Source organism: Actinoplanes oblitus, from assembly GCF_030252345.1.
Classification (GTDB): Bacteria; Actinomycetota; Actinomycetes; order Mycobacteriales; family Micromonosporaceae; genus Actinoplanes; species Actinoplanes oblitus.
Genome location: NZ_CP126980.1, coordinates 3,466,083 through 3,491,827 on the forward strand (window position 1 = coordinate 3,466,083; position 25,745 = coordinate 3,491,827).

Consider the following 25,745-nt stretch of genomic DNA (forward strand, 5'->3'; position numbering starts at 1 on the left):
CGCGTCCCGCCCCCGTCCCGCCCCGTCCCGCCCCGTCCCGCCCGGCATCGGCGCGTCCCCGGTTCCCGTCCCGTCCCGCATCGGCGCGTTCCGTTCCCGTCCCGCATCAGCCCCGTAATTTCCGTTGTGGAGTCACCGGTCCTGGTTAGCTCGCCAACCAGCCCGATGGCCGCCCTTCTCCGCCTCCCCACCCGCGCTCCAATCCCTCCCACCCCAGCTGGGTCCGTACCGTGATCGGTGTTTCCGGCTCTTCGATCAGTAGGTTTCGGCGGCCGGCCAGCGGTCACCGAAGGTGATGGCGAAGGCGTTCAGCACGGGCTTCCAGCGCATCGTCCATCGGGCGCGGCCGGTTCCTGTCGGGTCCAGGCTGCGGGTCACAAGGTACAGACACTTCAGCGCGGCTTGCTCGCTTGGGAAGTGTCCCCGAGCGCGCACGGCCCGCCGATAGCGGGCGTTCAACGACTCGATCGCATTAGTAGAACAAATCACCTTCCTGATCTCGACGTCGTAGTCGAGGAAAGGAATGAACTCGTTCCAGGCGTTACGCCACAGCCGGATCATCGCCCGATATTTGGTGCCCCATTTTTCTTCCAGGTCGTCCACGGCGGCCGCCGCCGCATCCGCGTTGACGGCGGTATAGATCGGCCGGATGTCTCGCTTGATCGCGTCCGAGTCGGCTCGGGACGTCAAGCGGAACGTATTCCTGATCAAATGAATGATGCAGGTTTGCACGATGGCCTGCGGCCAGACCGCCTCGACGCTGTCCGGCAATCCTTTCAACCCGTCGCAGACGACGAAGAACACATCGGCCACGCCACGGTTCTTCAGGTCGACCAGCACGCTGAGCCAGAACTTGGCACCCTCACCACCGGCGCCGGCCCACAGGCCCAGGACGTCCTTGCGGCCATCCACGGTGACACCGATGGCCGCGTAGATGGGCCGGTTCGCGACTTGACCGTCGCGGACCTTGATGACGATGGCGTCGATGAACACGGCCGCGTACACCCGGTCGAGGGGCCGTGATGACCATTCGGTCATCTCCGCGACGACTTTGTCGGTGATCCGCGAGACGGTCTCTTTCGACACCGACGCCCCGTAGATCTCGGCGAAATGCGCGGAGATCTCTCCGGTCGTCATCCCTTTCGCATACAACGACAGCACGATTTCGTCGACTTCGGTCAGCCGCCGCTGCCGTTTCTTGACGATCTGCGGCTCGAAGGTTCCTTCCCGATCCCGGGGAACATCAATCTGAACTTCGCCGGCGGCATCGGAGATAACCGTCTTACCGCGGCTGCCGTTGCGCACATTAGTTGATTCGCGTCCCGGCTCGGCCTGGTTCTTCTCGTGGCCGAGATGCTCGGTCATCTCCTCGTTCAGCGCGGTCTCGAGCACGTTCTTGGTGAACAGCTTCAGCAACCCGTTCGGACCGGTCAGTTCCAGCCCGCGAGCCTTGGCCTCGGCCACCATCGCCGCCGCGGCGGCCTGCTCCGGCGACAGCTGCCGCCCGTCACCCTCGGTCTTCTTCCGTGGACTCACAACGTTCGATGTCATCACTCACGGTGCCCATCCCGTCGGACCTCAGCCCGGCGTGTCGGGCCGGAAACACCGCTCCTGGCACAGTCCCCCCCAGCTCCCGTCAGCACCCGCCAGTTCCCGGCGGCTGGCCCTGATGGTGGTGTCCGCACCTGGGATGCCACCGTGGGTGCCAGCTCCGGTGTTGCGGCTGGTCGTGGTGGTGGTGTCCGGGCCCGGGATACCACCGTGGGTGCCAGCCGGGTGTTGCGGCTGGTCGTGGTGGTGGTATTCGGGCCCGGGATACCACCGTGGGTGCCAGCTCCGGTGTTGCGGCTGGTCGTGGTGGTGGTGTCCGGGTCTGGGATGCCACCGTGGGTGCCAGCCGGGTGTTGTGGCTGGTCGTGGTGGTGGTGTCGGGACGGCCGGGTGGCCGGTCAGCGGCATCTCGCCAGCGCGGTGCGGACGGCCAGAACCGTCTCGTGCGGCAGGCGGAGGACGTCGTCCGCGCCGAAGCGCAATACCGTCCAGCCGTACCGTTGCAAGGTGTGTGCCCGCGTGATGTCCCGCCGGAATTGTTCCTGTACCCGGTGGTGGTCACCTTCGTACTCGACCGCCAAGCGGGCCGCCGGCCAACCGAGGTCCACCCGCGCCACCAGTTGCCCAAGATCGTCCCGGATCTCGAATTGGGGCACCGGCCGCGGGATCCCGCCATCGTGGAGCAGGAGCCGCAGGCGGGTCTCCATCGGCGACTCGGCGCGGCCGTCGGCCAGGTTGATCACTTCTAGCAGCCGTGCTACTCCGGGCCACCAGTCGCGTTGTGCGGCCAGTTCGACCACCGCGCCCGGATCCAGCCGGCCCTGGTGAAGCATCGCATCGATCAGGATCAGGGCGGTTGCCCGGGAGGATTGCCTGCCCAGATCGAATGCGGTCCGCTCCGGCGTCGTCACCGCGATGCCCTCGAGCTCGGTGAGGTCCTCTGGGCACAGCCGGGTGTGGTGGGTCAGGATCCGCGGATGCCGGTACGTCCATTTGTCCCGCGAGGCCACCACCGACACCGGCGACTGGGGAGCGAGCAGTCCGGCGCCCCACAGATGGGCGGCGCTCGGACCGCCGATAGCCGCGTGACGAGGCAGGACCAGACCTACCGCCGCGCACCACACCTGATGATCGAGGGGGAGGGCGCGGTGAACGTAGACGTCTGGCAGCAGCCGTTGCCAGGCGCGGCCGCGCAGCATGTTTCGGCTGAGCAGCCCGTCGGTCACGGCGGATGAGCCCCGGAAAGGGGCCTTCGTCAGAGCGGCTGGTATGCGGGCAGCGGACGGCACGCCGACAGAATGGCTGATGCCCCACCCCCTCCGCTCGACCCCTGTGGACAACGGCCGGCTGGCCGTGGCGGTGGTGTCAGCGCCCGAGATACCACCGTGAGTGCCAGCCCCGGGTTGCGGCTGGTGGTGGCGGTGGTGTCGGGGCGCGGGATGCCACCGTGGGTGCCAGCCCGGCCGGCGTGGCTGGTGGTGGCGGTGGTCTCCGGGCGCGGGATGCCACCGTGAGTGCCAGCCCGGCGGACGTGGCTGGTGGTGGCGGTGGTCTCCCGGCGCGGGATACCACCGTGAGGACCAGCCCGGTGGGCGCGATTCACGGGGAGGCGGAGACCCCCTGCTGGCCGATGCGGTCTGCGTGATCCGGTGAGCTGCCGCCAGCGTTCGTTCCGGCGACCCCCGGACCAGCGACGGCTCCAGAGGGGAGCGAGCCCCCGCGGCGACCCACTATTCAGCGCGGTAGCGACCCGGGGTGGTGCCGAACAGCGCACGGAACGCCTCGATGAACGCGCTCGGACTCCGGAAGCCGCAGTCGGCCGCGACCCGGGTGACCGAGTGCCCGGCGGCGAGCAGGCGCACCGCGTGATGCAACCGCAGCTGACCCCGCCACTGCGGGAACGTCAACCCGGTCTCGGCCCGGAACAATCGGCTCAGCGTCCGTTCGGCGGCGCCCACCTCCCGGCCCAGCTCGCGCAGCGACCGCTGGTCGGCCGGATCGTCGGCGAGCAGTTCGCAGAGCCGGACCAGCCGCGGATCGGCCGGCGCCGGCAGCAACAGCGGCAACTGCCGCGCGCGACGCACCTCGTGCAGCGCCACCTGCTCCAGATGGTGACGATGATCAGTGCTCAAGGCCGCCCGGCTGTCGCGAAAAGCGACGGAGAGGCTGTCACGAGCGGCGACGGAGAGGCTGTCACGAGCGGCGACGGAGAGGCTGTCACGAGCGGCGACGGAAACGCTGCCACGACCGGCCGCGGAGTGGCCGTCGCGAGAGCCGGCGGAGAGGCCGCCACGAGTAGCGCCCGACGACCCGTCGCCCACATCGCCCGGCCGGCCGCCAAAAGCGTCATGATCATCACTAAGGGCACGGATCACCTCCCGCAGGAGCGCCGACACCACCAGCACCGTCGGCTCCTCGAACACCCCCACCTCGAAGATCAGCGATCGCATCTCGGTCGGCCCGTCCGCCTGGTGGGCGTGCGGCACGGTAGCCGGGATCCACACCCCGCGGTTCGGCGGGACCACCCAGGATCCGCGCCCCGTCGACACCCGCAGCACACCGTGCAACGGATGGATGAGCTGGTGGACGACATGGTCGTGCCAGTCGATCCGCTCCCGGTGGCCGAGTGGCCGTACCGTCGGCCCGGTCAGGATTTGGCGTTCCACCGACACAACGCGGCAGAATATCGGAAGTCCGCTCCCGCGAAAGCGGCAAACCTATTGACCATGAGCACTTCCTGGCGACGGATGCGTCTGTGGGGCACCGCGCACGCCGTCGACGACCTGTATCAGGGCCTGGTCCCGGCCACCCTGCCGTACTTCGTCCTCGACCACCGCTACAGCTATCTGGCGATCTCCGGGCTCACCCTGGCGGCCGCGCTCGGCAGCTCCATCCCGCAGCCGTTCATCGGCGTGCTGGTCGACAAGTACCGGCTCGACTGGCTGGCCGCCGCCGGGGTGGCCCTGGCCGGCCTCGGGTTCGGACTGTCCGGCCTGGTCGGCGGCTGGTACCCGGCGGTGTGGTCGTTGATCCTGCTCTCCGGGCTCGGCGTGGCGATGTTCCACCCGGCGGCCGGCCGGGCGGCCCGGATCGCGGCCGGCGACAGCGCCGGGGCGATGAGCATCTTCGCGGCCGGCGGCAGTGTCGGCTTCTTCCTGGCGCCGGTGCTGGCCACGCCGCTGCTCGTGCACTTCGGCGTGCCGTCGACGGCGCTCTTCGTGCTGCCCGCGCTGGTCGTCGCCGGCTTCCTCGGGCGCCGCCGGAGCCGCACCGGCGACACCGTTCGCCGCGACCAGGCCGGCGCTGATCAATGGCGGCCATTCGTGGCGCTCACCGGCATCGAGGTCGTGCGGTCCGCGGCGTTCTTCGCGGTCAACACCTTCATCGAGCTCTACTGGCTGCGCCACCTGCACACCGGACGCACCGCGGCCGGCGCGGCACTGGCCGTGTTCCTCGTCGGGGGAGTGGCCGGCACGCTGCTCGGGGGCCGGATAGCGGATCGGGCGGGCGCCGTGCGTACCGTGCAGTGGGGTGCCCTCGCCGGACTGCCGGCACTGGCCGGACTCGCTTTCACGAGCGGCCCGATCCTGCCGTCGATCTTTGCCGGCCTGGCCGGCGCGGCCCTCAACATCCCGTTCGCCGTGCTGGTCAAACTCGGTCAGGACTACCTGCCGTCCCGGCCGGGCACGGCCGCCGGCGTGACCCTCGGGCTGGGGGTCAGCATCGGCGGCCTGTTCGCCCCGCTGTTCGGGCTGACCGCGCAGCACCACGGCCCGGAGGGCGTGTTCGCGCTGCTCTGCCTCACGCCGATCCCGGCGTTCCTGCTCGGCCTGCTGCTGACCGATCCGGGTCGCTCAGCTCGTCAAGATGACGAGCCGCTGGGTGGCCCGGGTCATCGCGACGTACCGGTCGACAGCACCTTCGATCCCGTCCCCGAACCGGTCCGGGTCGACGACGATGACCAGGTCGAACTCGAGCCCCTTGGCGAGCGTCGGGGTCAGCGACCGGACCCGCTCCCGCTCCGCGAAGCCGGGATGCCCGATCACGCAGGCGACCCCTTCGGCGTTCGACGCGAGCCATTCCGCGAGGATCGATTCAAGATCAAAGACTGATTTGTGTACGACCGGGAGCCCGCTGCTCCGAATCGACGCCGGAACGTTGGCATCGGGCAGCGCCGCCCGGATCACCGGCTCGGCCTCGGCCATCACCTCCTCCGGCGTCCGGTAGTTGATGGTCAGCGATGCCATCGTCACCTGGTCCAGCCCGACCCGGCGCAGCCGCTCCTGCCACGTCTCGGTGAAGCCGTGCCGCGCCTGCGCCCGGTCGCCGACCACGGTGAAGCTGCGCGACGGGCAGCGCAGCAGCAGCATCTGCCACTCCGCGTCGGTCAGTTCCTGCGCCTCGTCGACCACGATGTGCGCGAACGGCCCGGCGAGCACGTCCGCCTCGGCCGAGGGCAGCGCGCTGCCCTCGGCCAGGACCTCCCGCAGGTCCTGCTGGCGCAGCATGGTCATCAGGCCCTCGCCGTCGTCGTACTCGTTCGAGGCGATCAGGTCGTCGACGACCCGGTCCATCTGCTTGCGACCGGCGGCCACCGCTGCCTTCTGCCGGCTCGCCCGCAGCGACGCCTCGGGGTCGCCGAGCCGCTGCCGGACCGCGTCCAGCAGCGGCAGGTCGGCCACGGTCCACGCCCGCGGATCGTCGCGCCGCAGCGCGCGGATCTCCTCGGTGCTCAGCCAGGGTGCGCACTTGCGCAGGTAGGCAGGCACCGACCAGAGATCGGCGACGATGTCGGCGGGGTCCAGGATCGGCCACGCCCGGTTCAGGGCCGCGCGCAGCTCCCGGCTGCGCGCCGGTGCCGTGCCCTCCCGCTCGCCGAGGATCGCCAGCAGCTCCGCCCAGATCTGGTCGCGGGCCTCGTTGTGCGGGGTGCCCGGGTCCGGCGCCTCGAACGCCGCAGCCCAGTCCCGGGCGGTGACCCGGATGTCGCCGTCCTCGGTCTCCACCGTCATCGCCTCGGCCGGCGGCTCCTCGTAGAACCGGACCGCCGCCTCCATCGCCTTCACCAGGTCGGCCGAGGACTTGAGCCGGGCCACCTCGGGATCGCTCTCCGGCCGGGCCCCGGCGCCCTCCGGGACCAGGTCGCGCAGCGTGCAGGTCAGCACGTCGTCCTCGCCGAGGTTGGGCAGCACGTCCGCGACGTAGGCCAGATACGGCTCGTGCGGGCCGACGAACAGCACCCCGCCGCGCCTCTGCCCGAGCCGGGGATCGTGGTAGAGCAGGTACGCGGTGCGGTGCAACGCCACCACGGTCTTGCCGGTGCCCGGACCGCCGTCGACGACCAGCGCGCCGCGCGACCCGGCCCGGATGATCGCGTCCTGGTCGGCCTGGATGGTGCCGAGCACGTCCCGCATCCGCGGCGACCGGCTGGTGCCCAGGCTGGCGATGAACGCCGACTGGTCGTCGAGCGCCGCGTGCTGCCGTTGCAGGCCGTCGGCGGTGAACACCTCGTCCCAGTAGTCCGTGATCCGGCCCTCGGTCCACCGGTACCGGCGCCGGCTGACCAGGCCCTTCGGGTCGGCGTGGGTGGCACCGAAGAACGGCTCGGCGGCCGGTGACCGCCAGTCGAGCAGCAGCCGCCCGCCCTCGCCGTCGGTCAGCCCGAGCCGGCCGATGTAGACCGTCTCGCCGTCCTCCTGAACCATCCGGCCGAGGCAGACGTCCAGGCTGAACCGGCGCAGCGCGCGCAGCCGGGCGGTCATCCGGCGAACCGCGTCGTCCCGGTCCACCGCCTGCCGCCCCTTGCCGGCCGGTGCTTTCCGTTCGATCTCCAGGCGCTCCGACAACTCGGCGATCGACGTGGCGAGGCTTTCCGCGATCCGTGCGAACTCTTTCTCGTCCTCGCCGATCAGGGTCGGGTCGGCTTTGGCGGCCAGGTGCTCCGGCAGTTGAAAGACGCTCACTGGCGGTGTTCCCCCATTTTCGCAGCTCACAGCGTATGACTGCACGATTGTGCGGGAGCACCCGGGTCTTGCCGCAAGACCCCTGGTCTGCTATAGCTTAGAAATGGGAAGAGGTGTGTTCTCCCTTTTCCGTTCTTTCATCAACGCCCATTGATGGCGCATTCCGTGACCTCGATCCGATGAGCCACGCGCCCAGCTCAGCCCTCAAGCGGCTGGCGCTCACGGTGGTCTCCAGCCCACCGATACCACCGTGACGGCCAGCCCCGAGCGGCCAGCTGGCGCTGGTGGTGGTGTCCGGGCTGTTGAGGCCACCGTGGTGGCCAGCCGGGTGGCGGTCATCAGCGGACGGGGACCTCCTTGAAGCCGCCGACCAGGAGGCCCTGCGGCAAGCGCTCGCGGGGCGCCGGAAGTGTCCGGCGAGCGGGGGACGGCCGCCGGGTCGGTCAGGTGCCGCGGAACGTACGACGGTCAGGTGCCGCAGAACGTGCGATAGGGGCCGAAGTCGCCGGGGGCCGGCTCCGCGTACCGGGCCAGGCCGGGACGCTCGCGGAACGGGTCGGACACCACCTCGACCAGTCGCTCGACCGGCGACAGGTCGCCGTCGGTGGCGGCCGCCAGGGCCTCCTCGACCAGATGGTTGCGCGGGATGTAGACCGGATTGACCCGATCCATCAGCGCGGCGTCCGGGGACAGCGCCGACCAGCGCGGCAACCAGGAATCAAAAGCGGACGGGTCCGGGAAGAGGGCACGCGCCGGTTCCGCTTCGCCGCCGGCCGCGCGGGACAGCGTACGGAAAAAGGTCGTGTAATCCACCCGGGCGTCCCGCAGCAGCGCCGCGAGATCGGCCAGCAGCGTGTCGTCCGGGCCGGCGTCGTCCGCGTCAGCGGACAGGCCCAGTTTCTCGCGCATGCCCGCGGTCCACGCCGCGTCGAAGAGCCCGCCGAAGCGCTCCAGCGACCGCACCGCGAGCGGAATCGCCTGCTCCTGGTCGTCGTGAAAGAGCGGCAGCAGGGCTTCCGCGAACCGCGCGAGGTTCCATTGGGCGATGGCAGGCTGATTACCGTACGCATATCGCCCACCGGTGTCGATCGAGCTGTACACGGTGGCCGGGTCGACCGCCTCCATGAACGCGCACGGCCCGTAATCGATGGTCTCGCCGGAGATGGTCATGTTGTCGGTGTTCATCACGCCGTGCACGAAACCGACGAGCATCCAGCGCGCCACAAGGGAAGCCTGCGCGGCCACCACCGAGTCGAAGAACCCCAGGTAGTCGCCCTCGTCGCCGGGGTAGTGGCGGCTGACCGCGTGGTCGGCCAGCCGGCGCAGCAGCCCGGTGTCGCCGGTCGCCCGGGCGAACTGGAAGGTGCCGACCCGCAGGTGACTCGCCGCGACCCGGGCCAGCACCGCGCCGGGCAGCGGCTGCTCACGGTGAACGGTGCGACCGGTGGCGACCACGGCGAGTGACCGGGTGGTGGGGATGCCGAGCGCGTGCATCGCCCGGCTGACGACGAACTCGCGCAGCATCGGCCCGACCGCGGCCAGCCCGTCGCCGGCTCTGGCGAACGGGGTGCGGCCGGAACCCTTCAGATGCAGGTCGCGGCCGTCGAGCTCGCCGAGCAGCAGGGCCCGGCCGTCGCCGAGGCGCGGCGAATAGCCGCCGAACTGGTGGCCGGCGTAGGCCTGCGCGACCGGCCGCGCCCCGGCCGGCGGCTCGGTGCCGGTGAGCAGGCCGGTGGTCAACTGCTCGGGGGCGAGGCCCAGCTCGGCCGCGAGCGCCTGGTCGGCGATCAGCAGGCGGGGCTCGGGACACTCCTCGGCCCGCCACGCGATGGCCAGCTCGGGCAGCTCGTCGGCGAAACGATGGGTCAGGCTCACGGCCGGAGCGGAAACGTCCACCCATCGACGGTAGCCCGCTCCCACCTGGTCTAACCTCCCGGCATGCGGGCGGTCATCCTCACACTCCGATTCGTGCTCGAACTCTGCGCGCTGGCCGCCCTGGCGTACGGTGGCTGGCGCCTGCCCGCGCCGATCGCCGTCCGGATCCTGGCGGCGGTCCTGTTGCCGCTGATCGCGGCGTTGATCTGGGGTCGTTGGGTGGCGCCGCGCGGCAGCCACCTGCTGCCCGACCCGGTGCGGCTGATCCCGGAGTGGGCGGTTTTCGGCGGGGCTACCGTGGCGCTGATCCTTACCGGTCACCCGGTGCTGGGTGGGGTGTTCGCGGTGTCGGCCGCGGTGGACCGCTGGCTGTTGCACGTGCTGAAGACGTCCACGGGCGGGGAGCCGGCCTGAGGTTTTCCACATGTCCGGGTTGTCCACAGGGCGGCCGCGGGATCTTCCCGGTCGACGGCATGCTGGATCGAGGGTCAGCCCCCTGGGCGGGCGGGGACCGGCGATGGGGCGGCTCGCGGCGGGGAGATGTCGACGGTGGGCGCTCTGAGCCGCGGGGCTGCCGGCTGCCGGGGTGACGCGCCGATGCCCGGCCGGCCGCGGGGACGCGTCGGTGCTCGACGCGGTTCGGGCGGCGGGGGAGGATAGGGACATGACGGACATGCGGGTCGGCGGTGTGGTGCCTCGGCAGGCTCGGGCCCGGGCCACGGTTCTGGGGTATGCCATGAAGGCTCTGCGGGGGTTGCCGCGGCCGGTTCGGCGGGCGGTGCTGGGTGGGGCCAGCGCGGGGGAGTTGCCCCCGGTGGCGGACTTCGTGCGGATGCTGGAGATCGCCGGGGACATGCCCGACTCCGGGCCGACTCACGCCGAGCTGGTCGGCCGGTTTCCCGAGGTGGCCGGGGTCGAGGTCGACGAACCGGAGATCGACGGGGTGCCGGCGCGGCTCTACCGGGTGCCGGGGCGAGCCGCTGAGGCGGCGCTGGTCTGGGTGCACGGGGGCGCGTTCGTCTGGGGTGGGCTCGGGATGGCCGAGGCGCACTGGACCGGGCTGATGCTGGCGGCGCGGGGAGTGCCGGTGCTGTCCCTCGACTACCGCAAGGCGCTGCGTGGGGTGCGGTTCCCGGCCGCGTCGGACGACGTGCTGGCCGGCTGGGCCTGGGCGGTGAACCATCCGGACCGGCTCGGGGTGCCGGCCGGGAAGATGCATCTGGGCGGGGCGAGCGCGGGCGGCAACCTGGCGGCCGGGGTGGCGAAACGGCTGCGGGACGGCGCGGGGCGGACGCCGGCGTCGGTGCTGCTGGCCTATCCGGCGGTGCACCCGGAGCTGACCGGCTGGGACGAGGCCGGCCTGGCCGCGATCCGGGATCAGGCGGACGCGGTGTACTTCTCGCCGGCGTGGATCCGTGATCTGAGCGTGCACTACGCGGGCGCGGCCGGGCTGACCGATCCCTATGCGTTCCCCGGGGTCGGCGACCTGGTGGGCACGCCGCCGACGCTGATCCTCAACTGTGAGCGGGACACGCTGCGGCGCTCGGGGGAGTTGTACGCGGAGCAGCTGCGGGCGGCCGGGGCGCAGGTGTCGGCGCACCTGCTGCCCGGCGCGGCGCACGGGACGCTGAACGAGCCGTTCAGCGAGGCGGGGTCGCGCACCATCGAGCTGATGAAGGAGTGGCTCGCGCCGAAGTAGCACGGGATGCGGCCGGGCGGCGGGGCGGGACCATCCGCAAGAGGGTCGTCCCCGGGGTGATGGTTGCCGATCCGAAACCTGGGTGGGGCAGCGAGACCGGTTGATCGACTAGTAACCTGACGCGCTCACAGCTTCTTTCCAGCACGAGGTGACCATGTCGCAGCCGCAGCCTTCCCCCTGGGGCGGGGCGCCCACCGATCCGGCTCAGGGCGGATATCCCGCTCCGGCCGCCTACCCGGGCCAGCCCGCCCCCGCGGGATATCCGGCGCCTGGCCAGCCCGTGCCGGCCGGCTATGCCCAGCCCACCCCGCCCGGCTACCCCCAGGCTGCCCCGAGCGGCTATGCCCAGCCGGGGCAGGCCGCTCCCGGGTACGCCGCACCGCCGGGTGCCTACCCCGCCCCGCAGGGCGCCTATCCCGCACCGCACGGCGGTTACCCGGCACCATCGGCCGGGCAGGTGCCGCAGGGCGTGCTGGCCTGCCGGTTCTGTGGCTCGGTGCCGGCCGCCCAGGCCAAGTTCCGCGGGCACCAGGGCATGCTGGTGATGATGCGGTTCCTCAGCAACGAGGGGCCGTTCTGCCGGGACTGCGGGCTCGGCGTGTTCCGGCACATGACCTCGCGCACGCTGGTGCAGGGGTGGTACGGCTACGCGTCGTTCGTCATCACGCCGTTCACCGTGCTGATGAACCTGGTCCGGCGCAACAGCGTGGCGGCCCTGCCGGCGCCGCAGCCGAACCCGTACGGCCCGAGCCAGCCGCCGATGGACCCCGGCCCCCGGCTGCTGCAGCGCCCGATGACCTGGGCCGGCCTGCTGATCCCGTTCGCCCTGGTCGCGTTGATCGCCTACGCCGCGTCCCAGAACTGAGCCGGTGGCCGCAGGGCAGAACTGAGCCGGTGGCCGCAGGGCAGAACTGAGCCGGTGGCCAGGAGAGAAGAACCGAGCCGGCGGAACGGAACAGAGGCGTGACCGAGGCGGCTCCGGAATGGAGCCGCCTCGGACCACTTCCGGCGACCGGGACGCGCGAGACGATCCGACGGGACCGTGCTCACGGCGTACCCGAATCGGTTTCACCGCTCGTGTTCTTCGATGTATTCCTTCGGGTCCTTGTTGTGGAAGTCGAGGCCCGCGCCCTGCGGATGCTCCGCGAAGAACTGGAGCCACCGGGCGCCCAGCTCCGTGCGCAGCTCGAGGCTCGCGTGCTTGCGGAAGTCGGGCAGGACCTCGTCCTCCTCCTCGGCCAGGTGCTCGCTGTTCTCGGTGCGGGCCGCCCACACCCCGGCCCACCAGCCGTCCGAGCCGGCCGGGTGCTCGGCCGCGGCCAGGATCCCGTCGCGGATCTTGTTGTGGTCGCGGATCGCGTCGTCGGTCTCCTCCGCCGCGTCCTCGCCGCCGCTGTCGGTCAGCAGGTGCGGGTAGAGGATCTTCTCCTCGGCCTCCGCGTGGATCTCCAGGTGCAGGGCGAGCGGCTCCCAGATCGCGCGGAGCTGCTCCTCGCCGTGGGCGTCGTCGAGCCGGGCGAAACCCACCCGGAACCGGTGATGATCTTCCAGGATCAGCGCGGTGATGTCGTCCATGGTCGGACCCTATGCCCATTCACCCGGTTCGAAACGCGTGATCATCTCCTTCGCCTGCGCGGTGAGGTCGGCGATCACCGAGGCGGCGCTCTTCACCGCGTCGACCAGACCGACGCCCTGACCGGCCAGCAGGGGCATCTCGTCCAGGTCGCCGGTGGTGGCGCGGATCGGCACCAGGTTGGAGAAGCGCGGGATGTCGATCTCCGGGCCGCCCAGGCTGGTCCGGCCGACCACCGGCCGGGCCACGCCGGCCGGCGGCTCCGACGGCCACTCGTCGGTGACCCGGTTGCGCAGCACTCGCATCGGGTTGAAGTCCGGGGTCTCCGGGCCGAAGACCGAGGTCCGCACGGTGTCCGTGGCACGCGCGGCGAGCAGGCGTTCCTTGTACGCCTGGTGCGCACCGGACTCGTCGGTGGCGACCAGCCGGGTGCCGATCCACGCCCCGTCCGCGCCGAGCATCAGCGCCGCGGCCAGCCCGCGCCCGTCGGCGATCCCGCCGGCGGCCAGGACCAGCGCCGGGGCGACAGCGTCCACCACGAGCGGGACCAGCGCGAACGTCGGCAGCGTCGCGAAGTTGTGCCCGCCCGCCTCGAGTCCCTGGGCGACCACCACGTCCACCCCGTCGTCGACCGCGCGTTTCGCCGCGTCGACCGAGCCGACCTGCTCGAACACCCGGGAACCGGCCGCGTGCAGCCGGTCGATCCAGTCCCTCGGCGGATGCCCCCAGTGGAACGACGCGACCGGCACGGCGGCCGCGCAGGCCGCGTCGATCTGGTCCGGCTGGGTGAACCCGGTGATGAAGTTGACGTGGAACGGGCGGTCGGTGCCGGCCCGGATCCCGGCGATCACCTGGGTGAGCGCCGGGGCCGGGAGCAGGCCGACGCCGAGCGCGCCGAGGGCGCCGGCGTTGCTGACCGCGATGGGCAGTTCCGGGGTGGACGCCACGAAGGCCATGCCGGCCTGGGCGATCGGGGTGGTCAGGCCGTAGGCCTCGGTGAACCTCGTGCGAAGCTCCATCCACCGACCATGTCAGAGGAACTCGCGGCGGTACAGGTCGATGAGTTCCCGGTAGTTGGGGCCGATGTTGGCGATGTAGACCTCGTCGAAGCCGGCCTCCTGGTAGGCCTTGAGCTGGGCGGCGTGCCCGGCGGCATCGGGTCCGCAGACGATCGACTTCTTCGTCGCCTCCGGCGTGACCAGCTCGCTGGCCTGCTCGAAGTGCCGGGGGGACGGCAGCACCTGGGACAGCTCGCCGGGAACGCCGGCGTTCGCCCACAGCCGGTGCGCGATCTCCACGCCCTCGTCCTCGGTCGGCGCCCAGCAACCCTTGAACCCGCCCTGGACCGGCTTGCCCGCCCCGCCCGCGTCGCGGAACTGCTGGACCAGGTCGCCGTCGGGCATCGTGGAGAGGTAGCCGTCGCCGATCCGGCCGGCCACGCCGAGCGCCTTCGGGCCGAACGCGGAGACGTAGACCTTGGGCGGGACCGCCGGCAGCGTATAGAGCCGGGCCTGGTCGACCCGGTAGTGCTTGCCGTGGTGGGTGACGAACTCGCCGGCCCAGAGCGCGCGCATCACCTCGACCGCCTCCTCCAGCATCTCCAGGCGCTCGTCGGCGAACGGCCAGCGCTCGCCGGTGATGTGTTCGTTGAGCGCCTCGCCGGTGCCGACGCCGAGCACGAACCGGCCGTCGTGCAGGACCGCGCTGGTGGCCGCGGCCTGGGCCACCACGGCCGGGTGGAGGCGTTGGATCGGGCAGGTGACGGCGGTGGTGACCGGGATGGTGACGACTTGGCTGAGCGCGCCGATGATCGACCAGACGAACGGGCTCTGGCCCTGGGCGTCGTTCCACGGGTGGTAGTGGTCGGAGATCCACAGACCCTGGAAGCCGGCCTCCTGGGCCAGTTTCGCCTGCTCGATCAGCTGGGCGGGGGTGTACTCCTCGCAGGACAGGAAATATCCGATTCGCATACCGGCCCGATACCCGGAACGCGGTCGGTGAATCTCGTGACGATGTCCGGGGAGGAGCTCCGACCCGGCCCGGAAGGAATCCGGCGGATCCGGGTGTGAGATCGGCGGGTGGGGGCATATCGCCGGGTAGCAGTGCGACAGGTGGCAAATCTTATGTGGTGTTTGCCAGAACCTACGGCAAGAATGACGAAATGGCAGGCATCGACTGCGCGGTGAGCCAGGTCGGCACCAGGACACTGGTCCGGCTCGATGGCGAGCTGTCCGTGGCGACCGCCCCGAAAGTCCGCACGGTTCTGCTGAAGTGCCTGGTGGAGCGGCCGGACGCGGTGATCGCCGAGCTGGCCGGCCTGCGGGTGCTGGAGCCTGTCGCGCTGACCGTCTTCGGCGTGGTGGCCCGGCAGGCCGCCCGGTGGCTGGGGACGCCGCTGTTGCTCAGCGCACCCCGGAAGGAGGTGGCCACATGGTTCTCCTCAGGGCGCTATGGACGGGTGCCGGTGCTGGCAAGCACCTCCGAAGCCATGGGCGTGGAGCCGCGTGAGCGGATGCCGGCGGTGGCCGACAGCCTGCTGCCGGTTTCCGGCGCCGCCGCCCATGCCCGGCACCTCGCCGGTGAGGCCTGCGCCCGATGGGGGCTGGACGACCTGGCCGACGCCGCCCGGATCGTGGCCGGCGAGCTGGTCACCAACGCCGTCGTGCACGCCGGCACCATGATCGACTTGCGGTTCTCGCTCGGCCGGCGACACCTCATGATCACGGTCCGGGACGGCTCCCGGGCGATGCCGCAGGTCGCCGGGGTGGCCTCCACCGATCCGCTGGCGCCGCGCGGCCTGCTGCTGGTGGAGCAGTTCGCCAAGCGCTGGGGCGCGGTCCCGGCCGAGGGTGGCAAGGTGGTCTGGGCCAGCCTCAGCGGTGTGCCGGAGCGCGGCGCACCACGGTCTGGAACAGGCTGAGCAGCCCCGCCGTCGACAGCACCCCGTGCACCACGCCGCGTGCGTTCACCACCTGGTAGGAGCGGCCGTGCGCGAGAGCCGCGGCCCGGCCCTCCAGCAGCGCCCGGATCCCGGCCGCGGCCAGGAACGGCACCCGCTCCAAGTCGACGATCACCACGGCCACGCCCGGTTGCGCTGCCGCGTTGCCGATGATCTGGGCGAGCACCTCACTGACCTCGTCGTCGATCTCACCGCGCACCGCGAGCCGGATGAAGCCCGCGCCCTCGTCGTGCTTGCTCACCGCGAACGCGCCAGTCATGTTCCCCCCGCCCGAATCAGGGTATTTCAGGGTTGTTCCACAGCTGATGATGACCCGGACCGAGTCGTCGGCGTGGACTTGTCACCCTAACCATGGCGGGGCGGATCCGCACGGGGTCGGCGTTTCGGCCGATTGTGACGGGGAACCCGAGGAGCATGCCGATCCTCAACCGTTTGGAAGAAGCCCGCGCGCTCGACGGGGTCAGCGATAAGCTGCAGTCGGTCGTGACGGCCGCGGTCCGCCCGCAGCGGCTGCGCGACGTGCTGCACGGCACCTGGCTGGGGCACCCGCTGCACCCGGTCCTGGTCCAGCTGCCGATCGGCGCGTTCCTCTCCACCGCGATCCTCGACCTGCTCCCGGGCGGCCGCAAGGCCGCGACCACCCTGGTCACCGCGGGTGTCGCGGCAGCCGTCCCGGCCATTGCCGCCGGCTGGCTGGACTGGTCGCAGCTGACCCGCGACCGGCGGCGCGTCGGCCTGGTGCACGCCGGTGCGAACGCGATCGCCGTCGGGCTCTACGCCTCGTCGCTGGTCGCCCGGCTGCGCGGCAAGACCTCGACCGGCAAGGCACTCGGCTTCGCCGGGCTGACCGTCGCCGGCGCGGGCGCCTACCTGGGCGGGCACCTGTCCTTCGCGCAGGGCGCCGCGACCAACCACGCCGCCCCCGACCTGGACCGGCTGCCGGAGGAGTGGACCGAGGTCTGCTCGCTGGCCTCGGTCCCGGAGCGCCGGACCGTGGTCCGGCTGGTCGGTGACGTGCCGGTGCTGCTCTACCGGATCGGCGACCGGGTCTCCGCGCTCGTGGAGCGCTGCGGTCACGAGACCGGGCCGCTGGGCGAGGGCGAGGTCACCGGCGAGGGCTGGAACGCCTGCGTGGTGTGCCCGTGGCACGGCAGCACGTTCCGGCTCAGCGACGGCGCCGTGATGCACGGGCCGGCCGCCAACAATCAGCCGCTGATCCCCGTCCGGGTCGATCGCGGCCGCATCGAGATCCGCCAACCCTGACACCCCCGGAGGTTGATCATGCCCGCGCGTGAGGACATGCCGTCCACGCTGAAGCGTTCCCCCAAGAAGGCGCAGGACACGTACGCCAAGACGCACGACTCCGCCGTCGAGCAGTACGGCGAGGGCGAGCGCGCGCACCGGACCGCGTTCTCCGCGGTCAAGCACTCGTTCGAGAAGGTCGGCGACCACTGGGAGCCCAAGGAGAAGAAGGGCCCGAGCGACGCCAAGGCGGCCGGCGGACGCGGCACCAAGGCGAAGACAGCGGGTGGCGTGGACGCGAACGCCAGCAAGGCGCACCTGATGGACCTCGCGAAGCGGCTCGACATCAGCGGCCGGTCCAGGATGACCAAGGACCAGCTGGTCGACGCGATCCAGAAGGCGAACAACCGGGACACCCGAAAGGCGCGTGCCTGAGCGTGGCCGGTCGCGGGCTGCGATAGCGTGGCCCGCGATGGACGAGGTCGACGGTCAGTTCGAGGCGCTCCTCACGTACGTGAAGGAGGCGCGCGGCTTCGACTTCACCGGCTACAAACGATCAAGCCTGGTCCGCCGGGTCAACCGGCGGATGTCCCAGGTCCCGGTCACCGGTTTCGCGGAGTACCTGGACTTCCTCCAGGTGCATCCGGACGAGTTCACCGCGCTGTTCAACACCATCCTGATCAACGTGACCGGCTTCTTCCGGGACCCGGAGGCGTGGGAGCGGCTGCGCACCGGCGTACTGATCCCGCTGGTCGCCGCGAAGCCGCCGGCCGACCCGATCCGGGTCTGGAGCGCCGGCTGCGCCTCCGGTCAGGAGGCCTGCACCCTCGCCATGATGCTGGCCGAGATCCTCGGGCCGGAGCAGTTCCGGGCCCGGGTCAAGATCTACGCCACCGACGTGGACGAGGAGCAGCTCGCCGAGGCCCGGTACGCCAGTTACCGCGCGCGTGACGTCACCGACGTCCCGCCCGAGCTGCTGGAACGCTACTTCGAGCCGATCGGCACCCGGTACGTGTTCCGCAAGGACCTGCGCCGCAGCGTCATCTACGGCCGCAACGACCTGGTGCAGGACGCCCCGATCTCCCGCGTCGACCTGCTGACCTGCCGCAACACGCTGATGTACTTCAACGCCGAGACCCAGGCGCGGATCCTCGGCCGGTTCCACTTCGCCCTCACCGAGGTGGGCACCCTGTTCCTCGGCAAGGCCGAGATGCTGCTCAGCCACAGCAGCCTGTTCCAGCCCATCGACCTGAAACGCCGGATCTTCCGGAAGGTCTCCCGCGGTGCGCCGGCCGGCGCACCGCCCCGCGCCGACCAGCCCCCGATCGCCCACCCGGCCGAGCCGGCCGGGCTGGACCGGGTGCGCAACGCCGCCCTGATGGCCGCACCGGCCGCGCAGATCGTGGTCACCGAGGACGGCCTGATCGCGCTCAGCAACCTGCGGGCGGAGACGCTGTTCGGCGTGTCGTCGCGCGACGTGGGCCGGCCGCTGCGCGACCTGGAGGTGTCGTACCGGCCGGTGGAGCTGCGCCGATACATCGAGCAGGCGCAGGCGGAGCGCCGCCCGGTGCGCATCACCGGTGTCGAGTACCCCTGCGGCACCGGCACCACGCTGCACCTCGACATCCAGGTGAACCCGCTGGTGGACGTGGACAGCCTGCTCGGCGTCGGCGTGGTCTTCCAGGACGTGACGGCCGCCAAGCAGCTGCGCGACGAGCTGGAGCGCGCGAACCGGGAGCTGGCGGCGGCGTACGAGGAGCTCCAGTCGACGAACGAGGAGCTGGCGACCACCAACGAGGAGCTCCAGTCGACGGTGGAGGAGCTGGAGACCACCAACGAGGAGCTCCAGTCCACCAACGAGGAGCTGGAGACGATGAACGAGGAGCTCCAGTCCACCAACGACGAGCTGCAGGGGATCAACGAGCAGCTGCGGCGCAGCACCGCCGAGCTGGACGGGGCGAACGGCTTCCTGGACGCCATCCTGGCCGGGCTGCGCGCCGGGATCGTGGTGGTCGACCAGGGACTGCGGGTCCGGGTGTGGAACCGGCAGGCCGAGGAGCTGTGGGGACTGCGGTCCACCGAGGCGGTCGGCGAGCATCTGCTCGATCTGGACATCGGGCTGCCTGTCGACCGGGTGCGCCCACTGGTCCGGCAGGCGCTCACCGGGGACGCCGAGAGCAAGCCGCTCGAGCTGGAGGCGATCAACCGGCGTGGCCGGCCGATCATCGTGCGGGTGGCGTGCAGCCCGCTGCCGGATGGCTCGGGAGGCACGAACGGTGCCATCATCGTGGTGGAAGCGGATTAGTTTGGTTCGCGTGATGGCGGGGATCCGGTCGCCATCGGAGGAAGAGGTGACCGGAGCGGCATGAGTTCGTTGAGCTGGGCCATCGAGGATCGCGACGGGTGCGTCATCGTCGCCGTCCGCGGCCGGCTCGACCTGCGCGGCGCTCCCGGCCTGCGCACCGCCCTGCTGAAATGTCTCGCCGAGCAGCCCCGCGCGTTGCTCGTCGACCTGGCCGGCATGTCGCTCGGCGACGAGACCTCGCCGGCGCTGTTCACCGCGGTGACCCGCCTGGCCACCGACTGGCCGGGCACCCCGGTGCTGCTCTGCGCGCCGCAGCCGGACGTGTCGCGGCTGCTCAGCCGTGGCCGGTTCGGCACGCTGCAGGTCCGGGCGGAGGTCGGCGAGGCGGTGCTGGAGGTGTGCGCGACCGGCGCTGTCCCGCCGGTCATCAGAGATCAACTACTGCCGGCAGCGGGCGCGGCACGGCACGCTCGGGACCTGGCCGCCGAGGCTTGCGTACGGTGGGGAGTCCCGCATCTCGTCGGCCCGGCCAGCGTGGTCGCCACCGAGCTCGTCTCGAACGCCGTCGAGCACGCCGGCACCATGATCACCCTCCAGTTCCTCCACCGGCCGCGTCACCTGCACGTCGTGGTCCGGGACGGCTCGCCGGCCATGCCGGTGCCGGCCGTGAGCGACACGAACGAGGGACGCGGCCTGCTGCTGGTGGAGAGCCTGGCCGTGCACTGGGGCGCACTGCCGGCCCGCGACGGCAAGGTGGTCTGGGCCACCCTGGCGATCTAGGCCGGAGTCGCGAGCAACTCGCGCAGGCCGGAGATGGCCAGCACCCGGGCGACGTACGGCTGCACCCCGATCAGCAGCACCCGCACACCGCGCCCCCGGGCGACCTCGTGCACCGCGTTCAGCATCCCGATCCCGGCCGCGCTCAGCAGCGGCACCCCGGTCAGGTCGACGGTCAGCCGGCGGCCCCGCCCGCAGGTGCCGGCTGCGGCCAGCAGGTCCCGGCGCACCTGGTTCGCGTTGTCCCGGTCGATCTCGCCGTGCACCGCGGCGTGCACGCCCTCCGGGCCCGCCGTGACGACCACCCGGTGGCTCGGGTCGCCGGCGCCCGACCAGGGTGGTGCGGCGTCCGACAGCATCGCCTCGCGCAGCCAGGTCAGGGTGCGGCTGAGCAGCCGGGACACGTGCATCTGCGAGATGCCCAGCTCGTCGGCGATCTCCACCTGGCTCAGGTTGCCCCAGAAGCGCAGGGCGAGCAGCCGCCGCTCCCGGGGCGGCAGCTCGCACAGCAGGGTCTCCACCGTCGCCCGGTCGTCGACCAGGTTCAGGTCGCCGTCCACGGTGCCGACCATGTCGCCCAGCTCGGCGCCGTCCGGGCTCTCGCCGATCGGCGCGTTCAGCGACTCGGTGTTGTGCGCGGCAGCCGACGTCTGCGTGCCACGCACCTCCGCCTCGTCGACGCCGAGCCGCCCGGCCAGCTCGGCGAGCGTCGGGGTGCGGGCCAGCTCGCTGGTCAGCGCGGCCCGGGCGTGCACGAACTCCAGCACCCGGTCCTGCTGCCCGCGCGGCACGTGGACGCCCCAGGTGTGGTCCCGGAAGTGCCGCTTGATCTCGCCGGTGATGGTGAGGATCGCGTACGCGGTGAACGAGCCCCGCTCCGGGTCGTACCTGTCGATGGTCTTCACCAGCCCGAGCCGCGCCACCTGTTCCAGGTCCTCGGGCGGCTCGCCCCGGCCCCGGTAACGGCGGGCCAGCCGGCCGGCGAACGGCAGGGCCTGGCGGACGAAGTCGCTGCGGAGCCGCTGCCGGGTGGGGTGGTCGGCCAGCGCGCACGCGCGCGCGTACCGGTCGGCCAGCACGTCCAGGTCTTCCAGCGGTTCCAGCCGGTCGTGGTCCGGCATCGGCACGATCCTTCGTCCAGCAGACCCCTGAACAGGTCCGAATCCCAACATCTCTGCCCAGTACAGCACCCCGGTAAACCCGCAACCGTCCCGGTTGCGTTCCGGTAGTGCGTGTCGTTTCGGCCGAAGCGACACCCCGGCACGTCCCGAAGAGTCCGGCAGCGCCGAAAGCCGGCGCCTCGTTCTGCTGGGGGGTATCGCCGCTTTGGCTCCGATGTTCGCACCGCTGCGGGAGCGCAACTACCGGCTCTGGGCCGCCGCCGACCTGGTGTCGACGGCCGGCACCTGGATGCAGGTGCTCGGGCTGAACTGGCTCATCCTGTCGGACACCGGCTCGGCCGCCACCATGGGCCTGGTCGTCATGCTGCAGGCGCTGCCGGTCCTGGTGCTCGGCACCTGGGGTGGCGCGCTCGCCGACCGGCTGCCGGCCCGCCCGCTGCTGATCGCCTCCCAGGCGGTCCGCGCGCTGCTCGCCCTGGCGCTGCTCGCCCACGGCGGCCACGCGCTGATCTTCGCGGTGGCGCTCGCCTCCGGCGTGATCAGCTCGTTCGAGGGCCCGGCGCTCGGCAAGTTCGGCTCCGCGCTGGTCAAGCCGGAGGCGCTCGGCTCCGCGCTGGCGCTCGGCTCGGTGCTCAGCTCGGCCGGCCGGATCGGCGGCATGGCCCTCGGCGGCGTCCTGGTCGGCGTCACCGGCCCGGCCGTGCTCTTCGTCATCAACGCGGTGTCCTACCTCGCGGTGATCGGCGCGCTGGCCGCGATGCGCACCGGCGAGCTGCGCGACCTGCCGGCCGCCGCGGCCGGCGAGCGCGGCGTGCTCGCCGGGCTGCGCTACATCGCCCGGCAGCCGGTGGTGCTGATCGTCCTGGCGCTCTCCTTCGTGCTCGGCTCGCTCGGCCGCAACTACCAGGTCAGCATGGCCGCCATGACGGCCGGCCCGCTGCACGCCGGCTCCGGCGGCTACGGCCTGCTCTCCACCGTCTTCGCGGTCGGCGCGGTGCTCGGCGGCCTGCTGCTGGCCGGCACCGGCCGGTCCACCCTGCGCGTCCTGCTCGGCACCGGACTGACCATCAGCGTCCTGCAGATCTGCTCCGGCCTGGCCCCGAACCTGGTGTCGTTCGCCGCCCTGATCCTGCCGATCGCGGCCGGCGCTGTCGTCTTCGACACCGTCGTCTCCACCCGCATCCAGCTGGACACCCGCGAAGACATGCGCGGCCGGGTGCTGGCGGCGGTGGGCATCGTGTCGTCGCTGTCCGGGATGTTCGGCGCCCCCGCCGTGGGGTGGCTGTGCGACACGGCCGGTGCCCGTGGTGCCCTGCTCGTCGGCGGCGTCGTGACGACGGTGGCGGCGATCGCCGGTGCCCTCGCGGTGGCCCGGGTGCAGGGTCGCAAGCTGCACGTCCCGCACCCGCACCTGCCGCACCCGCACCTGCCGAGCCTGCCGCACCTGCCGCGGCCGGAGTCGCTGGTGCCGGCCGAGCAGATGGCCTGACCCGCACTCGCCGAGGCCGGAGTCGCCCGGTCCCGGCCGAGTGGACGGCCCGATCCGCACCTGACCCCCACCCCGAGAGCCCGGCGTCCTGGTGGCGCCGGGCTCTCGCCCGCTTCTGGCCCTGGCCGGTGCCGATCCCCCGATCGTGGGGGACGACTGATCACGGTCAGATCGGGTATGCCCCGCGCCATGTCCGTGATCAACAGGCCGGCACCGCCGGTCGGCATCGAAACCGACGAGGTCACCGTGGTGGTGGCCACCCGCAACCGACCCGATCGGCTGCGCGAGACCGTGCCCCGCCACCACGCCGCGACGATCATCGTCGACAACGCGTCCGACCAGCCACTCTCCGTCCCGGGCGCGATGATGGTCCGGCTCGGCGAGAACCTCGGCGCGGCAGCCCGCAACGTCGGCGTCGAGCACGCGCGGACCCCGTTCGTGGCGTTCGCGGACGACGACTCGTACTGGGAACCTGGCTCCCTGGCCCGAGCCGCACGGATCTTCCGTGACCACCCGCGGGCCGCCCTGCTGTCCGCCAAGGTCCTGGTCGGCGCGGAGGGCCGCCTCGACCCGGTGTCGGCGTGCATGGCCGAAGCCCCGATCGGCACCCCGCCCGGCGCCCCCGGACCGTCGGTGCTGGGCTTCCTCTCCTGCGCGGTGATGGTCCGGCGAGACGCCTTCCTCGCGGCCGGCGGTTTCCAGCCCAAGCTTTTCGTGTACGGCGAGGAAGCCCTGCTCGCCATGGACCTCGCCGCCGCCGGTCACCACCTGTCCTACGTCCCGGACCTGGTCGTCCGCCACCTCCCCGAACCGGCCGGCCGCGACAACCGGGCCCGCGCCCGCCGGGAGGCCCGCAACCGCGCCCTGACCGCCCTGCTCCGCCGCCCGCCCGCGGTGATCGCCCGTACCCTCGCCGAGGTGGCCCGCACCCAGCCGGCCGCCCTCCGCGACATCGCCCGGGACCTGCCCTGGGCGCTGCGTCACCGGCGGCCGCTCCCGGCTCCGGTCGAGTCCGCCCTCCGTCACCTCGCCACCACCTGACCGCCCGCCCCGAACCACCGTCCAAGACCCGCGACACACCCCGGGCTGGTCGTGGTGGTGGTGTCCGAGCCGGGGATGGGACCGTGAGTGCCAGCCGGGTTCCGCGGCTGGTCGTGACGGTGGTGTCCGGGCCCAGGATGGGACCGCGAGCGCCAGCCGGGTTCCGCGGCTGGTCGTGACGGTGGTGTCCGAGCCGGGGATGGGACCGTGAGTGCCAGCCGGGTTCCGCGGCTGGTCCTGGCGGTGGTGTCCGAGCCGGGGATGGGACCGTGAGTGCCAGCCGGGTTCTGTGGCTGGTCGTGATGGTGGTGTCCGAGCCGGGGATGGAACCGTGAGTGCCAGCCGGGTTCCGTGGCTGGTCGTGACGGTGGTGTCCGGGCTTGGGACAGGGCGGTGGGGACCAGCCAGCCGGGAGCGGTATTGCCCCACGGGCAACCGGAACCCGGACCGTCGACCGCGCACCGCCGCCAGCAGCGGACCGTGACCAGCAGCGACCGGGTGGCGGCCGGGACGGTGACCGGTGGCGTCGGTGGGCGGCCCGTGACCAGCAGCGACGGGGGTGGCGGCCGGGACGGTGACCGGTGGCTTGGCGGGCGGGCCGTGACCGACTGCGGGCCAGGCGGCGTCCGGTCCGGCGTGGATCAGCGAATCCGGCGCGTCACTCCAGGGGCTACCAGCCCGACGGCGGTGACTGCAGGTGGACCGCCTTGGTGCAGGTCATCTCGTCGAGCAGCTCGGGGCCGTACCCGAAGCCCTGTCCGCTGAGCCCACGCGGATGCGCGGCGCCCCCCGGCGCCCCGCCGAACACCGCGTTGATCTTGACGGTGCCGACCGGGAGGGTGCGCCAGGCCTGCTGGGCGTTGCTCATCGACGGGGTCAGGACCGTGGCGGCCAGACCGTACGTCGACGCCGCCGACCGCCGCAGACCCTCCTCGAACGACGCCACCACGGCGACCGGCGCGACCGGGCCGAACGTCTCCTCGCGCATCACCGTCATCTCGTCGGTGCAGCCGGACAGCACGGTCGGCGGGTAGTGTGCGCCCGGCCCGACCGGGACGGCACCACCGCGCAGGACCGTCGCGCCGTCCTTGACCGCCTGCTGGACCTGCTCGTCCACGAGGTCACGCAGGCGGCGGTCGACCAGCGGGCCGATCCGCGACGCCCAGGTGTCCGCCTGCGCCGCCAGGGCGTCCAGGAACGGGTCGGCCACCGAGGCGTGCACATAGATCCGTTCGACGGCCACGCAGATCTGGCCGGAGTTGGCGAACGCGCCGAGCGCCGCCTGCTCGGCGGCCCACGCCGGGTCCACGCCGGCGTCGACCAGCAGCGGGTCCTTGCCGCCGTTCTCCAGCAGGGCCTTCGCGCCGGTCCGGGCGCAGGCCGCGGCGATCGAGCGGCCGGTGGCCGTGGAGCCCACGTGCGCGACCAGGTCGACGGGCGCGGCCGCCAGGTGGGCCCCGGTCGCGCCGTCGCCGTTGACCAGGTTCAGCACGCCGTCCGGGAAGTGCAGGGCGAACAGCTCGACCAGGCGGTGCCCGGTGGCCGGGGTGCGCTCGCTCGGCTTGTGCACCACGGTGTTGCCGGTGACCAGTGCCGCGCCGAGCAGGCCGCAGGCCACCGCGATCGGGTCGTTCCACGGCGTGATCACCGCGACCACCCCGCGCGGCCCGTACGCCATCAGGTCGATCGCCGCGTCGTCACCGGCCAGTGCCCGTCCCCGGTGGACCGGGCCGAGCTCGGCGTACTGCCGGAGCGTGCCGACCCCGGCCAGCACCGAGTCGCGGGCGTCGGCGACCGGCTTGCCCATCTCCGCCGAGATCAGCGCGGCCAGTTCGTCGGCGTCGGCCTCGACGGCGTTCGCCGCGGCGTGCAGGGCGGCGGCCCGCGCGGCGGGGGCGGTACGCGCCCAGCCCGGCGCGGCGGCTCGTGCGGCGCTCACCGCGGCGTCCACGTCGGCCTCGTCGGATACGGTCATCCGGGAGACCGGGGTGCCGTCGGCCGGGCTGAGCACTGTCAGGTCGCGGCCGGAGCCGCCGTGGCGCCAGGCGCCGGCGATGAGTTGCGTGACGTCCTGCATGGACGGCCGGTTGCCCGGTCTTGACCGGCACAAACGTAAAAACTTCGACCGTCGAAGTTTTTTTGGTGATCTT

General features: G+C 72.0%; 21 protein-coding genes and 1 pseudogene. 11 read left to right on the forward strand and 11 right to left on the reverse strand.

What is annotated here, in order from left to right; all coding sequences use genetic code 11:
- Positions 1 to 255 precede the first annotated feature (255 nt).
- The 3 genes from Actob_RS15500 to Actob_RS15510 form a co-directional block, all read right to left on the reverse strand.
- Positions 256 to 1,551: an IS256 family transposase gene (locus Actob_RS15500; protein ID WP_284920886.1), complete on the reverse strand. Its 1,296-nt coding sequence runs from the start codon at positions 1,549 to 1,551 to the stop codon at positions 256 to 258.
- A gap of 398 nt (positions 1,552 to 1,949) precedes the next feature.
- The gene (locus Actob_RS15505; protein ID WP_284920887.1) at positions 1,950 to 2,777 is read right to left on the reverse strand and encodes a DUF559 domain-containing protein; all 828 of its coding nucleotides are present in this window, start codon (positions 2,775 to 2,777) and stop codon (positions 1,950 to 1,952) included.
- 504 nt (positions 2,778 to 3,281) lie between these two features.
- Positions 3,282 to 4,217: an AraC family transcriptional regulator gene (locus tag Actob_RS15510; protein WP_284920888.1), complete on the reverse strand. Its 936-nt coding sequence runs from the start codon at positions 4,215 to 4,217 to the stop codon at positions 3,282 to 3,284.
- 81 nt (positions 4,218 to 4,298) lie between these two features.
- On the opposite strand from Actob_RS15510, the pseudogene Actob_RS15515 reads away from it, so the two are divergent.
- A pseudogene (locus Actob_RS15515) lies at positions 4,299 to 5,369 on the forward strand (MFS transporter); the annotation flags it as partial.
- A 36-nt stretch (positions 5,370 to 5,405) separates the two neighbouring features.
- On the opposite strand, the gene helR reads toward Actob_RS15515, so the two are convergent.
- Both helR and Actob_RS15525 read right to left on the reverse strand, forming a co-directional pair.
- Positions 5,406 to 7,514, reverse strand: a complete 2,109-nt coding sequence (helR, locus tag Actob_RS15520; RefSeq protein WP_284920889.1) for an RNA polymerase recycling motor ATPase HelR — start codon at positions 7,512 to 7,514, stop codon at positions 5,406 to 5,408.
- Positions 7,515 to 7,982: 468 nt separating this feature from the next.
- Positions 7,983 to 9,410, reverse strand: a complete 1,428-nt coding sequence (locus Actob_RS15525; protein WP_284920890.1) for a protein adenylyltransferase SelO — start codon at positions 9,408 to 9,410, stop codon at positions 7,983 to 7,985.
- Between the two features lie 42 nt (positions 9,411 to 9,452).
- Here Actob_RS15525 and Actob_RS15530 point away from each other — a divergent pair, with 42 nt between their 5' ends.
- The 3 genes from Actob_RS15530 to Actob_RS15540 all read left to right on the forward strand — a co-directional run bounded on the left by Actob_RS15530 (position 9,453) and on the right by Actob_RS15540 (position 11,953).
- Positions 9,453 to 9,803: a YrdB family protein gene (locus Actob_RS15530; RefSeq protein WP_284920891.1), complete on the forward strand. Its 351-nt coding sequence runs from the start codon at positions 9,453 to 9,455 to the stop codon at positions 9,801 to 9,803.
- Positions 9,804 to 10,053: 250 nt separating this feature from the next.
- The gene (locus Actob_RS15535; RefSeq protein ID WP_284920892.1) at positions 10,054 to 11,088 is read left to right on the forward strand and encodes an alpha/beta hydrolase fold domain-containing protein; all 1,035 of its coding nucleotides are present in this window, start codon (positions 10,054 to 10,056) and stop codon (positions 11,086 to 11,088) included.
- Positions 11,089 to 11,242: 154 nt separating this feature from the next.
- On the forward strand, positions 11,243 to 11,953 hold the full coding sequence (locus tag Actob_RS15540) for a hypothetical protein (RefSeq protein ID WP_284920893.1): 711 nt from the start codon (positions 11,243 to 11,245) through the stop codon (positions 11,951 to 11,953).
- 203 nt (positions 11,954 to 12,156) lie between these two features.
- Here the strand turns inward: Actob_RS15540 and Actob_RS15545 are convergent, their stop codons facing one another.
- Genes Actob_RS15545 through Actob_RS15555 form a run of 3 tightly spaced genes read right to left on the reverse strand, consistent with a single transcriptional unit; the run spans position 12,157 to position 14,631 of the window.
- Complete coding sequence (locus Actob_RS15545) at positions 12,157 to 12,663, reverse strand: hemerythrin domain-containing protein (RefSeq protein ID WP_284920894.1); 507 nt, start codon at positions 12,661 to 12,663, stop codon at positions 12,157 to 12,159.
- Positions 12,664 to 12,672: 9 nt separating this feature from the next.
- Positions 12,673 to 13,680: an NAD(P)H-dependent flavin oxidoreductase gene (locus Actob_RS15550; RefSeq protein ID WP_284920895.1), complete on the reverse strand. Its 1,008-nt coding sequence runs from the start codon at positions 13,678 to 13,680 to the stop codon at positions 12,673 to 12,675.
- A 12-nt stretch (positions 13,681 to 13,692) separates the two neighbouring features.
- Positions 13,693 to 14,631, reverse strand: coding sequence for a TIGR03557 family F420-dependent LLM class oxidoreductase (locus Actob_RS15555; protein WP_284920896.1), 939 nt, complete (start codon positions 14,629 to 14,631; stop codon positions 13,693 to 13,695).
- A gap of 191 nt (positions 14,632 to 14,822) precedes the next feature.
- On the opposite strand from Actob_RS15555, the gene Actob_RS15560 reads away from it, so the two are divergent.
- Complete coding sequence (locus Actob_RS15560; RefSeq protein ID WP_284920897.1) at positions 14,823 to 15,581, forward strand: ATP-binding protein; 759 nt, start codon at positions 14,823 to 14,825, stop codon at positions 15,579 to 15,581.
- Here Actob_RS15560 and Actob_RS15565 read toward each other — a convergent pair.
- A complete protein-coding gene (locus Actob_RS15565) occupies positions 15,535 to 15,879 on the reverse strand; it encodes an STAS domain-containing protein (protein ID WP_284920898.1) in 345 nt (114 codons plus the stop codon). The genes Actob_RS15560 and Actob_RS15565 overlap by 47 nt on opposite strands.
- A 155-nt stretch (positions 15,880 to 16,034) precedes the next feature.
- Between Actob_RS15565 and Actob_RS15570 the strand changes: the two genes are divergently transcribed.
- From Actob_RS15570 to Actob_RS15585, 4 genes are read left to right on the forward strand one after another with little or no spacing between them, the layout of a single operon-like run.
- Positions 16,035 to 16,883 carry a Rieske (2Fe-2S) protein gene (locus tag Actob_RS15570; protein WP_284920899.1) on the forward strand — a complete coding sequence of 283 codons (849 nt, stop codon included), beginning with the start codon at positions 16,035 to 16,037 and terminating at the stop codon, positions 16,881 to 16,883.
- Positions 16,884 to 16,901: 18 nt separating this feature from the next.
- Complete coding sequence (locus tag Actob_RS15575) at positions 16,902 to 17,297, forward strand: ChaB family protein (protein WP_284920900.1); 396 nt, start codon at positions 16,902 to 16,904, stop codon at positions 17,295 to 17,297.
- A gap of 37 nt (positions 17,298 to 17,334) precedes the next feature.
- Entirely contained in the window at positions 17,335 to 19,167 is a 1,833-nt protein-coding gene (locus Actob_RS15580) for a CheR family methyltransferase (RefSeq protein ID WP_284920901.1), read from the forward strand.
- A gap of 60 nt (positions 19,168 to 19,227) precedes the next feature.
- Positions 19,228 to 19,947 (forward strand): ATP-binding protein, encoded by a 720-nt coding sequence (locus Actob_RS15585; RefSeq protein ID WP_284920902.1) that lies wholly within the window; start codon positions 19,228 to 19,230, stop codon positions 19,945 to 19,947.
- Here the strand turns inward: Actob_RS15585 and Actob_RS15590 are convergent.
- A complete protein-coding gene (locus Actob_RS15590) occupies positions 19,944 to 21,065 on the reverse strand; it encodes a sigma-70 family RNA polymerase sigma factor (RefSeq protein ID WP_284920903.1) in 1,122 nt (373 codons plus the stop codon). The genes Actob_RS15585 and Actob_RS15590 overlap by 4 nt on opposite strands.
- A 214-nt stretch (positions 21,066 to 21,279) precedes the next feature.
- Here Actob_RS15590 and Actob_RS15595 point away from each other — a divergent pair, with 214 nt between their 5' ends.
- Positions 21,280 to 22,554: an MFS transporter gene (locus tag Actob_RS15595; RefSeq protein ID WP_284920904.1), complete on the forward strand. Its 1,275-nt coding sequence runs from the start codon at positions 21,280 to 21,282 to the stop codon at positions 22,552 to 22,554.
- Positions 22,555 to 22,743: 189 nt separating this feature from the next.
- Positions 22,744 to 23,595, forward strand: coding sequence for a glycosyltransferase family 2 protein (locus tag Actob_RS15600; protein WP_284920905.1), 852 nt, complete (start codon positions 22,744 to 22,746; stop codon positions 23,593 to 23,595).
- A 670-nt stretch (positions 23,596 to 24,265) separates the two neighbouring features.
- On the opposite strand, the gene Actob_RS15605 is transcribed toward Actob_RS15600, so the two are convergent.
- Positions 24,266 to 25,672, reverse strand: coding sequence for an aldehyde dehydrogenase family protein (locus Actob_RS15605; RefSeq protein WP_284920906.1), 1,407 nt, complete (start codon positions 25,670 to 25,672; stop codon positions 24,266 to 24,268).
- Between the last annotated feature and the right edge of the window lie 73 nt (positions 25,673 to 25,745).

Excerpts from the sequence above, each read along its gene's own strand:
- Actob_RS15500 (WP_284920886.1), bottom strand. The coding sequence starts at position 1,551 with ATGACATCGAACGTTGTGAGTCCACGGAAGAAGACCGAGGGTGACGGG.
- Actob_RS15530 (WP_284920891.1), top strand. The coding sequence starts at position 9,453 with ATGCGGGCGGTCATCCTCACACTCCGATTCGTGCTCGAACTCTGCGCG.
- Actob_RS15535 (WP_284920892.1), top strand. The coding sequence starts at position 10,054 with ATGACGGACATGCGGGTCGGCGGTGTGGTGCCTCGGCAGGCTCGGGCC.
- Actob_RS15540 (WP_284920893.1), top strand. The coding sequence starts at position 11,243 with ATGTCGCAGCCGCAGCCTTCCCCCTGGGGCGGGGCGCCCACCGATCCG.
- Actob_RS15545 (WP_284920894.1), bottom strand. The coding sequence starts at position 12,663 with ATGGACGACATCACCGCGCTGATCCTGGAAGATCATCACCGGTTCCGG.
- Actob_RS15550 (WP_284920895.1), bottom strand. The coding sequence starts at position 13,680 with ATGGAGCTTCGCACGAGGTTCACCGAGGCCTACGGCCTGACCACCCCG.
- Actob_RS15555 (WP_284920896.1), bottom strand. The coding sequence starts at position 14,631 with ATGCGAATCGGATATTTCCTGTCCTGCGAGGAGTACACCCCCGCCCAG.
- Actob_RS15560 (WP_284920897.1), top strand. The coding sequence starts at position 14,823 with ATGGCAGGCATCGACTGCGCGGTGAGCCAGGTCGGCACCAGGACACTG.
- Actob_RS15565 (WP_284920898.1), bottom strand. The coding sequence starts at position 15,879 with ATGACTGGCGCGTTCGCGGTGAGCAAGCACGACGAGGGCGCGGGCTTC.
- Actob_RS15570 (WP_284920899.1), top strand. The coding sequence starts at position 16,035 with ATGCCGATCCTCAACCGTTTGGAAGAAGCCCGCGCGCTCGACGGGGTC.
- Actob_RS15575 (WP_284920900.1), top strand. The coding sequence starts at position 16,902 with ATGCCCGCGCGTGAGGACATGCCGTCCACGCTGAAGCGTTCCCCCAAG.
- Actob_RS15580 (WP_284920901.1), top strand. The coding sequence starts at position 17,335 with ATGGACGAGGTCGACGGTCAGTTCGAGGCGCTCCTCACGTACGTGAAG.
- Actob_RS15585 (WP_284920902.1), top strand. The coding sequence starts at position 19,228 with ATGAGTTCGTTGAGCTGGGCCATCGAGGATCGCGACGGGTGCGTCATC.
- Actob_RS15590 (WP_284920903.1), bottom strand. The coding sequence starts at position 21,065 with ATGCCGGACCACGACCGGCTGGAACCGCTGGAAGACCTGGACGTGCTG.
- Actob_RS15595 (WP_284920904.1), top strand. The coding sequence starts at position 21,280 with ATGTTCGCACCGCTGCGGGAGCGCAACTACCGGCTCTGGGCCGCCGCC.
- Actob_RS15600 (WP_284920905.1), top strand. The coding sequence starts at position 22,744 with ATGTCCGTGATCAACAGGCCGGCACCGCCGGTCGGCATCGAAACCGAC.
- Actob_RS15605 (WP_284920906.1), bottom strand. The coding sequence starts at position 25,672 with ATGCAGGACGTCACGCAACTCATCGCCGGCGCCTGGCGCCACGGCGGC.